This is a genomic window from Leclercia sp. AS011 (assembly GCF_037152535.1).
Lineage (GTDB): Bacteria > Pseudomonadota > Gammaproteobacteria > Enterobacterales > Enterobacteriaceae > Enterobacter.
In genome coordinates this window covers 144,448-156,927 of the sequence record NZ_JBBCMA010000006.1, presented here as the reverse complement: position 1 = coordinate 156,927, position 12,480 = coordinate 144,448, and the positions used below count along the sequence as shown (strand labels likewise).

At 59.3% G+C, this 12,480-nt stretch carries 10 protein-coding genes; 4 read left to right on the top strand and 6 right to left on the bottom strand.

All coding sequences use genetic code 11. The features are described from left to right. Nucleotides 1–48: 48 nt before the first annotated feature. Nucleotides 49–1,695, top strand: a complete 1,647-nt coding sequence (locus tag WFO70_RS19500; protein WP_337018544.1) for a Na+/H+ antiporter — start codon at nt 49–51, stop codon at nt 1,693–1,695. Between the two features lie 81 nt (nt 1,696–1,776). Here WFO70_RS19500 and WFO70_RS19495 read toward each other — a convergent pair whose 3' ends face one another. Then, the gene (locus WFO70_RS19495; RefSeq protein ID WP_337018542.1) at nt 1,777–2,664 is read right to left on the bottom strand and encodes a LysR family transcriptional regulator; all 888 of its coding nucleotides are present in this window, start codon (nt 2,662–2,664) and stop codon (nt 1,777–1,779) included. A gap of 100 nt (nt 2,665–2,764) precedes the next feature. Between WFO70_RS19495 and WFO70_RS19490 the strand changes: the two genes are divergently transcribed. Both WFO70_RS19490 and WFO70_RS19485 read left to right on the top strand, forming a co-directional pair. Further along, on the top strand, nt 2,765–3,175 hold the full coding sequence (locus tag WFO70_RS19490) for a CidA/LrgA family protein (protein ID WP_307763426.1): 411 nt from the start codon (nt 2,765–2,767) through the stop codon (nt 3,173–3,175). Then, nucleotides 3,168–3,857: an LrgB family protein gene (locus tag WFO70_RS19485; protein ID WP_142487865.1), complete on the top strand. Its 690-nt coding sequence runs from the start codon at nt 3,168–3,170 to the stop codon at nt 3,855–3,857. Before WFO70_RS19490 ends, WFO70_RS19485 begins: the two co-directional genes overlap by 8 nt. Nucleotides 3,858–3,933: 76 nt before the next feature. On the opposite strand, the gene WFO70_RS19480 is transcribed toward WFO70_RS19485, so the two are convergent. Beyond that, entirely contained in the window at nt 3,934–5,211 is a 1,278-nt protein-coding gene (locus WFO70_RS19480) for an ABC transporter substrate-binding protein (protein ID WP_442913405.1), read from the bottom strand. A 71-nt stretch (nt 5,212–5,282) separates the two neighbouring features. After that, nucleotides 5,283–6,578 carry a Gfo/Idh/MocA family protein gene (locus WFO70_RS19475; RefSeq protein ID WP_337018537.1) on the bottom strand — a complete coding sequence of 432 codons (1,296 nt, stop codon included), beginning with the start codon at nt 6,576–6,578 and terminating at the stop codon, nt 5,283–5,285. Between the two features lie 46 nt (nt 6,579–6,624). Here WFO70_RS19475 and WFO70_RS19470 point away from each other — a divergent pair, with 46 nt between their 5' ends. After that, nucleotides 6,625–8,202 carry a hypothetical protein gene (locus tag WFO70_RS19470; protein ID WP_337018535.1) on the top strand — a complete coding sequence of 526 codons (1,578 nt, stop codon included), beginning with the start codon at nt 6,625–6,627 and terminating at the stop codon, nt 8,200–8,202. 210 nt (nt 8,203–8,412) lie between these two features. On the opposite strand, the gene actP is transcribed toward WFO70_RS19470, so the two are convergent. From actP to acs, 3 genes are all read right to left on the bottom strand, one after another. Further along, on the bottom strand, nt 8,413–10,062 hold the full coding sequence (gene actP / locus WFO70_RS19465) for a cation/acetate symporter ActP (RefSeq protein WP_337018533.1): 1,650 nt from the start codon (nt 10,060–10,062) through the stop codon (nt 8,413–8,415). Then, the gene (locus tag WFO70_RS19460) at nt 10,059–10,373 is read right to left on the bottom strand and encodes a DUF485 domain-containing protein (protein WP_142487870.1); all 315 of its coding nucleotides are present in this window, start codon (nt 10,371–10,373) and stop codon (nt 10,059–10,061) included. Before WFO70_RS19460 ends, actP begins: the two co-directional genes overlap by 4 nt. Before the next feature lie 72 nt (nt 10,374–10,445). Beyond that, on the bottom strand, nt 10,446–12,404 hold the full coding sequence (gene acs, locus WFO70_RS19455; RefSeq protein ID WP_337018530.1) for an acetate--CoA ligase: 1,959 nt from the start codon (nt 12,402–12,404) through the stop codon (nt 10,446–10,448). Between the last annotated feature and the right edge of the window lie 76 nt (nt 12,405–12,480).

Genomic DNA, 12,480 nt, shown 5'->3' with positions numbered 1-12,480 from the left:
AAGATGCCAGTGATGTAAACGTACAGAAATCTCGCAAACAGGGAACGCATGGAAATCTTCTTCACAATACTCATCATGACCCTTTTGGTCTCTCTCTCCGGGGTAGTCACCCGCGTACTGCCCTTCCAGTTACCGCTGCCGCTGATGCAGATCGCCATCGGTGCTCTGCTGGCGTGGCCGACGTTCGGATTGCATGTCGAGTTTGATCCCGAACTGTTTCTGGTACTGTTTATTCCTCCCCTGCTGTTTGCCGACGGCTGGAAAACCCCGACCCGTGAGTTTCTCGAACACGGGCGCGAAATTTTCGGCCTGGCGCTGGCGCTGGTGGTGGTCACCGTGGTGGGGATTGGTTTTCTCATCTACTGGGTGGTGCCGGGCATCCCGCTGATACCGGCCTTTGCGCTGGCGGCAGTGCTGTCGCCAACCGATGCCGTGGCGCTGTCGGGGATCGTCGGTGAAGGGCGCATACCGAAGAAAATCATGGGCATTCTGCAGGGCGAGGCGCTGATGAACGACGCCTCCGGCCTGGTGGCGCTGAAGTTTGCCGTTGCCGTGGCGATGGGCACCATGGTCTTCACCATCGGCGGGGCGTCCGTTGAATTCTTTAAAGTCGCCATTGGCGGCATTTTGGCTGGGTTTGTGGTGAGCTGGCTGTACGGTCGTTCGCTGCGCTTCCTCAGTCGCTGGGGCGGCGATGAGCCCGCCACGCAAATCGTGCTGCTGTTCCTGCTGCCGTTCGCCTCTTATCTGATTGCAGAACACATCGGCGTATCTGGCATTCTGGCGGCGGTGGCTGCCGGGATGACCATTACCCGCGCCGGGGTCATGCGTACCGCGCCGCTGGCGATGCGCCTGCGCGCCAACAGCACCTGGTCGATGCTGGAGTTTGTCTTTAACGGCATGGTGTTCCTGCTGTTGGGCCTGCAGCTACCGGGGATCCTCGAATCCTCGCTGGTGGCGGCCGAAGCCGACCCGAATGTTGAAACCTGGATGCTGTTTACCGATATCGTGCTGATTTACGCCGCGCTGATGCTGGTGCGTTTCGGCTGGCTGTGGACGATGAAAAAATTCAGCGTGCGTTTCCTGAAAAAGAAACCGATGGAGTTTGGCTCATGGACCACCCGTGAACTGCTGATCTCCACCTTCGCCGGGGTGCGTGGGGCTATCACGCTGGCCGGTGTGCTCTCCATTCCGCTGCTGCTGCCGACCGGCGACGTCTTCCCGGCCCGCTATGAGCTGGTGTTCCTGGCGGCAGGGGTGATCCTGTTCTCGCTGTTTGTCGGCGTGGTGATGCTGCCGATCCTGCTGCAACACATGGAAGTCGGCGATCACGTTCAGCAGCATAAAGAGGCGCGTATTGCCCGGGCGGCAACGGCGGAGGTCGCCATTGTTGCCATCCAGAAGATGGAGGAGCGTCTGGCCGCCGATACCGAAGAGAACATCGATACCCAGCTGCTGAAAGAGGTGAGTTCGCGGGTGATTGGTAACCTGCGCCGCCGCGCGGATGGCCGCAACGACGTGGAGAGCTCGCTGATGGAAGAGAACCTCGAACGCCGCTTCCGCCTGGCCGCGCTGCGCTCGGAACGCGCGGAGCTGTACCACCTGCGCGCCACTCGGGAGATCAGCAACGAGACCCTGCAAAAACTGCTGCACGATCTCGATTTGATGGAAGCGTTGTTAATAGAGAAGCAGTAGCCGTTTATTGCCCGGTGGCGCTACGCTTACCGGGCCTGCATGCTGACCGTAGGCCGGGTAAGGCGAAGCCGCCACCCGGCGTTATTCCACCGAAGTCCAGAATCCCTCACAGCATTTCAGCCACGCCTGAGCGCTGTTCGACAGGTAGACCCCCTCCCGCCAGATCATCCCCAGCTGCCAGTGCAGATCGCTCTGCAACGGGATCCAGCGCAGCGTGTTTTTATCCAGCCGCTCGCAGATGGGCTGCGGCAATATGGCAATCCCCACCCCCGCCTGCACCATCGCCGCCAGAAAGTCCCACTGCCCGCTGCGCACCACGATGCGCGGCTTCACGCCGTGCTGGCTGAAGAGCTGCATCAGCTGGCGGCTGAGGGCAAAATCTTCGTTGTAGATCAGTAGCGGATGCTCGGCCAGCAGCTCCGGATTAATGGCCTCAAGCGTCAACCAGCTACCGGAGCGCGGCACCAGCACGCACAGCGGATGGCTGAACAGCGGCAGCGCGGTCAGGCCGCTGTCCTCCTCCACCGGCAGGGCGGTCATCGCCAGATCCAGCTCGCCGTTGATCACCGCCTGCTGAACGGTTAAGCCGCCAAATTCAGAAATTTTCAGCTCCACGCCGGGGTAGCGCTGGCGAAACAGGCCGATGGGCCCGGCCATCATCATCCCCACCATTGGCGGGATCCCGAGGCGCAGTAAGCCTTTATTCAGGTGGTTGATATCGCCCAGTTCGGCCTCCAGCTGGCGAAACTCCGCGAGGATCGCCAGCCCGCGCTCAAACACCACCCGACCGGTGTCGGTTAACAGCAGCTTGCGTCCGTCGCGGATCAGCAGGGTACAGTTCAGTTCATCTTCGAGGTTTTTCAGCATTTTGCTGATGGTGGGTTGGGTGACAAAAAGCTTCTCCGCGGCGCGGGTGAAACTCTGCTGGCGGACCACTTCGACAAAGTAACGCAGCGTGCGTATGTCCATGACTATTCCTCGAAACTATACCTTTGATGATTTTAATTCATTTCAGTCAATTACGGGCGCTCACTATACTGGCGCTCTCTCTCATTTTTAGGAAATCCCCATGACCGTGGCGTTAGGTCGCGTTACGCCTGCCGTCGTGCAACGACTCCAGGTACCGGTGCAGGTACTGCTTTATGCGGGTCTTTTTGTCTTCGCTGAATACCTAGTTAGCTGGCTACATCTGCCGCTGCCGGCCAATCTGGTCGGGATGGTGCTGATGTTCAGCCTGATCCTCTGTCGCGTTATTCCCCTGAACTGGGTGCGGGCGGGCTCGCGCTGGCTGCTGGCGGAAATGCTGCTGTTCTTTGTGCCTGCGGTGGTGGCGGTGGTCAATTACGTCCAGCTGCTGATGGTGGATGGCTGGCGTATTTTTGCGGTGATCGCCCTGAGCACGCTGATGGTGCTGGGTGCCACCGCGTGGGTGGTGGATAAAGTCTATCGCTTTGAAATCAGCAGGCAGAAACATGACTAACTTTCAGGTCAGCGTCCTCTGCCTGGTGGTGACGCTGGTGATCTATTTCGCCAACAAGCGTCTCTATCGCCGCTTTCGTAAACTGCCTCTGATGCCGCTGGTCTTCACCCCGATTCTGCTGGTGATGATGCTGGTGTGGGGCCATATCTCCTGGCAGAACTATATCGGGGAAGCGCACTGGCTGCTGTGGCTGCTCGGCCCGGCGACCATCGCCTTTGCGGTGCCGGTGTACGACAACCTCGCGGTGATCAAACGCCACTGGATGTCGCTCTCCGCCGGGGTGATCACCGCCACGGTGGTGGCCGTTACCAGCTCGGTCTGGCTGGCGCGATTGTTTACCCTGTCGGACGAGATCCAGCGCAGCCTTGCGGTGCGCTCCGTCACCACGCCCTTTGCGCTGGCCGCGGCGAAACCGCTCGGCGGACAGCCGGATCTGGTGGCGCTGTTCGTGGTGGTCACCGGGGTGTTCGGTATGGCGGTGGGGGATATGCTGTTTCTGCGGCTCTCGATCCGTGAAGGGATGGCGAAAGGGGCCGGGTTTGGCGCGGCCTCCCACGGCGCGGGCACTGCCCGCTCCTACGAGCTGGGCCAGCAGGAGGGGGTGGTCGCCAGCCTGGTGATGATGCTCTCCGGCGTGGTGATGGTGCTGGTGGCTCCGCTGGTGGGCTGGTTGATGTTCTGATTTTTGCCCGGCGGCGCTGCGCTTGCACGGGCCTACGGTATTGTAGGCCGGGTAAGCGCAGCGCCACCCGGCAAGGCTAACGATTCAAACGACGCACAATCCGCTCCACCTTCTGACGGAAATCTGCCGCGACCTGCGCGGGCGTCTGGCCCTGCTCCAGTTTTTCCCGCGCTGAGGTGAACTGGTCGATCACCTGCAAATCTTCGATATAGGGCGTGGCAACGGCGGTAGTGTGCAGGGACTGCGCCTGACGCAGCCCGGCGATCACCGGATCCTGCGGGTCAATCACCCCTTTCTCCGTAAGCTGCGTCTCCGCCGCCTTGTTGAGCGGAATACCGCGCTCCAGCCCCAGCGCTTCAACCGAGTGCGGATCGTTAAGCAGATAGTTCACCAGTATCGCCGCCTCTTTTGGATGCTTCGTGGATTTCGCCACCGACAGCATCTGCGCCGTTTTGAAGTAGACCCCCGATTCCTCCGTCCCGGGCTGCATCACGTAGTCGCCCAGCACCAGCTTCGCCGGCGGCGTCATGTTGTTGGCAAACATCCGAATGGTGATGTTCCAGGTAAACAGGCCGCCCCATTCGCCGTTAATCCACGGCTTCATCTCATAGAGATTGCCTTTGCCGTAGGAGGAGAGGGTTTTTGGTGACGGAAGAACGCGATCGTCGCTCAGGCGCTTCACAAAGCTGAATGCCTCCTGCCACTGGGCGTCGTTCCAGGCGAAGGTGCCGTCGCTGTTGAACATCGGCTGGTGGTGGGTCTGCATCATGTACGTATTGAGCAGCAGAATGACGTCCTGATCGACCATCGCGTAGGGGTAGTAGTTGTTACCCAGTTTTTGCTGGAAGGTTTTCCCGGCGGCAAAAAATTCATCCCAGGTTTTCGGGTACGCCAGCCCGGCTTTCTGCCAGGTGACGTCGTTGTAGTAAAAGACCGGGGCGTTAACCGAGATCGGCAGGCCGTTGAGCTTGCCTTTGATGGTGGTGGACTGCAGATCCTGCGCCTGATACTGGCTTAAATCGAGCTCCGCTTTCAGCTTGTCGAGATCGTAATAGCCTTCGCCGTTTTTGGAAAAGACGATCAGCCACGGCCAGTTGGTCTGCATCACATCCGGCTCGGTGCCGCTCGCCATCTGGGTGGTCAGGCGCGAAAGGTGCCCGTCCCAGCCGGTGTATTCGGCCTTCACTTTGATCTCCGGATGCGCTTTTTCGAAAGCGTCGAGCGCCTTCAGCGTGGCCTGGTGGCGGCTGTTGCCACCCCACCACGACATGCGTAATTCAACGGGCTGCGCCCAGGCAGAGGTACAGGAAAATAACAGCGATGCGATGACACCTGACAGGAGCTTATTCATTATTTTTCTCCGGGACTTTTATTATTAAACAGGTGAATAACGGCGCAGCCTCCTGCCGCGCCTGCAATACGTCCTTAGCGTTTCGTCAGACGGGAAACCAGCTCAAACTCCCTGAAGTTGACCGGCCGCTGCTGCTGCATGGAGATGTTGCCTGCAATCCCGGTGAGGATAGACATCGCCCCGGCCCGGTGGTCGGCCGCGCGCTGCAGCGGGTCGTGGCCCGGCGTACCGAACAGGTCGGCCAGCATGGCGTTGTCGCCGCCGCCGTGGCCCCCTTCGCCGAGGCTGAACTCCGCTTTCCAGGGTTCGGCAAACATCGGGAAGACGGTGAGATCGCACTGCTCAAGGCTGCCCTCGTTTTCGCGCTCGCCCCCGGCGTTGACGTAAGACTTCTCGACGATCTTCATCTCCAGCCGGCCTTCGGTACCGTTAAAGACCACATTCAGCCCTTCCCACGGCAGGTAGACATTGAGGGAGTAGGTGAGCTGGACCTGGTTCTGGTATTTCACCAGCACTGACATCGTGTCTTCAATGGTGATGCCGTCGCTGAACACGCTCTGGTCGCGAAAGTAGTTATCTTCATGCTCGGCGTCGAGATAGAGCGCTTTCAGCTGGGCGTTCTCTGCCATCTGCAGGGCAAAGGGATCCGCTTTCGCTTCGGCAAAGCCGTGGGCGCGCGGGTAAAAGTGCGTTACCCCGCGCTTCTCCGCGTTCTCCCGGCCATAGAACTGCAGGCTGCCTTCGGCGTAAACCCGCTCCGGGTAGCTGCCGAGCCAGAAGTTCATCAGGTCGAAGTGGTGGGTGGATTTATGCACCAGCAGGCCACCACTGTTGCGTTTTTCCCGGTGCCAGCGGCGGAAGTAGTCCGCGCCGTGTTCGGTGTTGAGCAGCCATTCGAAGTGTACCGAGGTGACCCTGCCGATCGTCCCCTGCATCAGCAGCTCGCGCACCTTGCTATGGTGCGGGGCGTAGCGGTAGTTGAAGGCCACGCGCACGCTGCGGCCGGTCTCTTCGATGGCGTCAAGAATGCGCAGGGCGCGCTGTTCGTCGATGGTCATCGGCTTTTCGGTAATCACATCGCAGCCGGCGTGCAGGGCGCGAACGATGTAGTCGTCGTGGGTGCGGTCCATGGTGGTGACAATAATCACATCGGGACGCGTTTCGCGGATCATCTCTTCAAACTGCGCCGCCTGCCAGGTAGAGACCGGCGCGGCCCCTTCGTTTTTTAATAACTGATTGGCGTAGTGCATCCGCGTGGTATTGGTATCGCAGAACGCGACCATTCTGGCATTTTCCCGCCAGGCGCCGCCGATGGCGGAAATATATAAACCGGCGCGACCGCCCGTTCCTACCAGAGCATAAGTTTTCATGGCATCCTCGATTAATATGAATAATAAAAATCAGCAAGGTGGCCCAATGAAACGTATTCCACATCAGTTGATGGAGCTGAACAGCACTTTTATCTGGCACTGGCCCTGGTTTATTCAGGGCGTAAAAAGCGCGAAACAGCACGGTTTCACTGGGATCATCCTGCATCAACAGGAACTGCTTTCGGTACTGGCGACGCCCTCGCCGTTAAGCCAGAAGCTCAACGTCGAGAACCTTATTCATCAGCAAAATTACGCCCTGCAATATTTAATCCGCGTCGATCGTTATCTGGCGGAAAATAACCTGTCGTTCTGGCTTCAGGGTGAAGCCGCGCCCAATGACGACATTATTAAGCGTAAATTTCCTGAGCTGACGTTCGACGAAAAAAGCGCGCCCGATTTCTGGCACCTTTTTTATGCCGCGATATTGCATTCGCTATTACATGCCTTGCCCCATCTCAGCGGGCTTATTCTCAGCCTGACGACGCCGGACTTTCAGACCACCCGCTGGCAGCAAAGCCTGCATGATGTCTGGAGCCTGCTGCGCGCCCGGGGCAAGAATCTGATCCTGCGCGACTTCATTGATGACAGCTGGCCGCGCCAGCAGCTCGCGAACATTCTGGCGACGCTCCCGGACGACGTGCGCGCCTCGGTAAAAGCCACCGAACTGGATTACCATCCCGGCTTTGCCAACCATCCGCATATCGCCACCCTGCCGGGACATAAAAAGTGGATCGAGTACGACCTCTTCGGCACCGGCTACGGCTGGACCGCTCTGCCGTGCTATCTGGCCGATGAGATCGGCGGCCGCTTAAGCTGGGCGCTCAGCGCCGCCGAAAACGAAATCGAAGCCATTACCTCCCGCGTGAGCTGGCAGTGGCTGCCCGACAGCCGGGTGATGGACTCCGCCAACGCCATCAACCTGTTTGGGCTTACCGCCGCCAACCAGGCCGCCGATGCGGCGCTGCCTGCCACCTTCGATCGCTGGGCGGAGCACCATCAGCTCGGTTTTCGCTCCCAGCAGGACAGGCATCAGCTCTCGACCATCGTCCATGCCAGCTACGACTGGCTGTGCAAAACGCCGAACCTCCTCGGGCGACGGCTGCACTATCAGAGCCAGATCCCGGAGAGCATGGCCCAGGCGCAGCAGCTGCTGCATATGGACACCCGCAGCGCCAACTGGCTGCATGCCTGGCAGCCGCTGATGCCCACCGACGATCCCGCGCTTGGCAGAGAGCAGCGGGAGCGGATGGCGCTGGAGAAAGAGGCCGCCTGCTTCCTTGCATCACGCACGCTGCAAAACCTGCGTGAGCTGATGCCGCGTATTATCTGCCCGGACGACAGCCTGGCGATCCTGCTCGCCGCCTGGCGCAGCGCGGAGATCTACAGCCAGATGTTCTCCCACGTGGCCGCCGCAGTGACCGACGTGCTGTGGCTCGACCATTACGGTGCGAACAGCCTGCCTGCTGATACCCTGCAGAAGCATCAGCACCGGCTGCTTCACTACAGCGACACCCTGAATCGCTGGCTGGCTGATCCTCCCGCCAACGCGCCGTTATTCCTGCCGCTGTTGCTGAGCCCGGCGCGGCTGGAGCGCTTTGCCAGAAGCCTGAGCGCGTCGCGGTAACTAAAGAATAAAAACTGAGACAAGGATTGTCTGTACGGTGGGGAGAGGGAAAGCCGGGGATTGGCGTGAAATGGGGAAAAGTGTGATGGCCTTTGCGGATCGCAGATAAAGCCTGTGATGTGCATCGGCTTTTTCCGTTCTGGCGACGTGATAAACGTCACCAGAAGGGGAAAAAAATGTGATCCCCGACCAGCGGCCGGGGAGGGGATTTTAGTGCGCGCGGCCCTGTTCGACACCCAGGCCGGTTTGAGAACGGATAAACTGGGCGCGGAACTTCTCACGCTCCAGATTCCCTTCCGCCGAGTTATCGGTGGCGGAGAAGAACCAGATCCCAATGAATGCCACGGCGATAGAGAACAGCGCCGGGTACTCGTAAGGGAAGATGGCTTTTTCGTGGCCGAGGATCTGCACCCAGATGGTTGGGCCGAGGATCATCAGGATCACCGCGGTCAGCAGGCCCAGCCAGCCGCCCACCATCGCCCCACGGGTGGTCAGTTTTGACCAGTACATGGAGAGCAGAATGATCGGGAAGTTGCAGCTTGCAGCGATGGAGAAGGCCAGTCCCACCATAAAGGCGATATTCTGGTTCTCGAACAGGATCCCCAGCAGGATCGCCACCACCCCCAGCACCAGCACGGTGATTTTGGAGACTTTCAGCTCATCGCGCTCGGAAGCACCTTTACGCCAGACGTTGGCATAGAGGTCATGGGAGACCGCAGAAGCCCCGGCCAGCGTCAGACCCGCGACCACCGCCAGAATAGTGGCGAAGGCTACGGCGGAGATAAAGCCGAGGAACAGGTTGCCACCCACCGCGTCAGCCAGGTGCACTGCCGCCATGTTGTTGCCGCCAATCAGCGCACCCGCCGCGTCTTTGAACGCCGGGTTGGCACCTACCAGCATGATGGCACCGAAGCCGATGATAAAGGTCAGAATGTAGAAGTAACCCATAAAGCCGGTGGCGTAGAGTACGCTTTTACGCGCTTCGCGCGCATCGGACACCGTGAAGAAACGCATCAGGATGTGCGGCAGACCTGCGGTACCAAACATCAGTCCGAGACCTAACGACAGCGCCGAGATCGGATCTTTCACCAGCCCGCCCGGACTCATGATCGCTTCTCCTTTCGGGTGGACCGCCATCGCTTCGCTGAACAGGTTGTTGAAGCTGAAGCCGACGTGCTTCATTACCATAAAGGCCATAAAGCTGGCACCGAACAGCAGCAGTACGGCTTTAATGATCTGCACCCAGGTGGTGGCGAGCATGCCGCCAAACAGGACGTACATCACCATCAGCACGCCCACCAGCACCACCGCGATATGGTAGTTCAGGCCGAACAGCAGCTGGATGAGTTTACCGGCACCCACCATCTGGGCGATCAGGTACAGGGCCACCACCACCAGCGAGCCGCAGGCGGAGAGGGTACGGATCGGCCCCTGCTTCAGGCGATAGGAGGCCACGTCGGCAAAGGTATAACGCCCGAGGTTACGCAGACGTTCAGCGATCAGGAACAGAATAATGGGCCAGCCGACGAGGAAGCCGAGAGAGTAGATCAGCCCGTCGTAGCCGGAGGTGTAGACCAGCGCAGAGATCCCGAGGAAGGAGGCCGCCGACATAAAGTCGCCCGCGATCGCCAGCCCGTTCTGGAAGCCGGTAATATTGCCGCCCGCGGTGTAGTAATCATTACGGGAGCGCACGCGTTTCGACGCCCAGTAGGTGATATACAGCGTCAGCACCACGAAGATCAGGAACATCACAATCGCCTGCCAGTTGGTTGGCTGGCGTTCAACAGCCCCGGTAATGGCATCGGCGGCATTTGCCGCAAAGGGGAGGGTGGCGGCGAGCGCCGTCAGAACTCGCTTCATGATGCTTTTACCTCACGCAGAACCGCTTTATTCAGACGATCAAATTCACCGTTAGCACGAATGACGTACACGGCGGTCAGCACAAACGAAATGACGATTACCCCGATACCGATAGGGATGCCGCGGGTGACGCTGGTCCCCGCGTGTAGGGGGGTGCCCAGCCAATGTGGGGCGAAGGCAATCAGCAGAATAAAGCCGACGTAAATGATTAACATGATGATAGATAAAGTGAAGGCAAACCGTTGCCGCTTATCGACGAGCTCCCTGTAGTGCGCACTATTCTCTATCTGCTGACAAATATTATCATTCATCACAGAGTCTCCAGACGTATTGTAGGGTTTTTATTCCCTCTCCCTTTAAGGGAGAGGGTTAGGGTGAGGGTATTACGATGGCATGGCGATGGCCTGCTTCTCTTCGAGCAGTTTGTCTACCACGCCAGGATCGGCGAGCGTCGAGGTATCGCCTAAGTTGCTGGTATCACCCGCGGCGATTTTGCGCAGAATGCGGCGCATGATCTTGCCGGAGCGGGTTTTCGGCAGCGAGTCGGTCCAGTGCAGTACATCCGGAGTGGCAAGCGGGCCAATCTCTTTACGCACCCAGTTACGCACCTCGGTATAGAGCTCCGGGGACGGCTCTTCGCCATGGTTCAGGGTAACGTAGGCGTAGATCGCCTGGCCTTTGATGCTGTGTGGAATGCCCACAACCGCCGCTTCGGCAATCTTCGGATGCGACACCAGCGCCGACTCGATCTCGGCGGTCCCCAGACGGTGGCCTGAAACGTTAAGCACGTCGTCCACGCGACCGGTGATCCAGTAGTAACCGTCTTCATCACGGCGCGCGCCGTCGCCGCTGAAGTACATGTTTTTGAAGGTGGAGAAGTAGGTCTGCTCGAAGCGATCGTGATCGCCAAACAGGGTGCGCGCCTGGCCCGGCCAGGAGTCAGTGATCACCAGGTTGCCCTCGGTGGCCCCGTCCAGCGGGTTACCTTCGTTATCCACCAGCGCAGGCTGGACGCCAAAGAACGGTCGGGTCGCGGAGCCGGCTTTCAGCTGGGTAGCACCCGGCAACGGGGTGATCATGAACCCACCGGTTTCGGTCTGCCACCAGGTGTCGACCACCGGGCACTTCTCGTTACCGATCTTCTTCCAGTACCACTCCCAGGCTTCCGGGTTGATCGGCTCGCCCACGGATCCGAGGATGCGCAGTGAGGAGCGGTCGGTCCCTTCGATAGCCTTGTCGCCCTCCGCCATCAGCGCGCGAATTGCGGTCGGCGCCGTATAGAGAATATTGACCTGATGCTTGTCCACCACCTGGCTCATGCGCGCCGGGGTCGGCCAGTTCGGCACCCCTTCGAACATCAGCGTAGTAGCACCGCATGCCAGCGGGCCGTACAGCAGGTAGCTGTGACCGGTGACCCAGCCCACGTCGGCGGTACACCAGTAGATATCGCCCTGGTGATAATCAAAGACATACTTGAAGGTGGTCGCGGCATAGACCAGATAGCCGCCGGTGGTGTGCAGCACGCCCTTCGGCTTGCCGGTAGAGCCGGAGGTATAAAGGATAAACAGCGGATCTTCCGCGTTCATCGCTTCCGGCTGGTGCTGGTCGCTGGCCTGCTCGATCAGATCGCTCCACCACAGGTCACGCCCCTCATGCCATGCAATGGCGTTGCCGGTGCGCTTCAGCACAATCACGCTCTTAACGCTGTTTACGTTCGGGTTATTCAGGGCGTCGTCGACGTTCTTTTTCAGCGGAACGGCACGGCCCGCACGTACGCCTTCGTCGGCAGTGATCACCAGTTTGGAACTGGAGTCGATGATGCGTCCGGCCACCGCTTCCGGCGAGAAGCCGCCGAAAATCACCGAGTGCACGGCACCGATGCGGGCACAGGCCAGCATTGCCACGGCCGCTTCCGGCACCATCGGCATATAGATAGCCACCACGTCGCCTTTTTTGATGCCCTGAGCCAGCAGTACGTTGGCAAAGCGGCAGACATCGCGGTGCAGTTCGCGGTAGGTGATATTTTTGCTCTGGGACGCGTCATCGCCCTCCCAGATAATGGCCGTCTGATCGCCGCGCTCGGCGAGGTGGCGATCCAGGCAGTTGGCGGCGAGGTTCAGGGTGCCGTCTTCATACCATTTAATAGAGACGTTGCCCGGCGCAAAAGAGGTGTTCTTGACCGTCTGATACGGGGTGATCCAGTCAAGGATTTTGCCCTGCTCGCCCCAGAAGGCGTCAGGGTTGGTAATAGACAGTTGATACTTCTCCTGGTACTGCTCCGGGTTAATCAGGCAGCGGTCCGCAATATTTGCGGGAATGTCGTGTTTATGGACCTGGCTCATGGTTTTTGTTCTCCTTGTAGAATGTTAATAATATGTCGCAAAAACGTTAATTGTAGGGGCTTTGGAACCTTTGTTT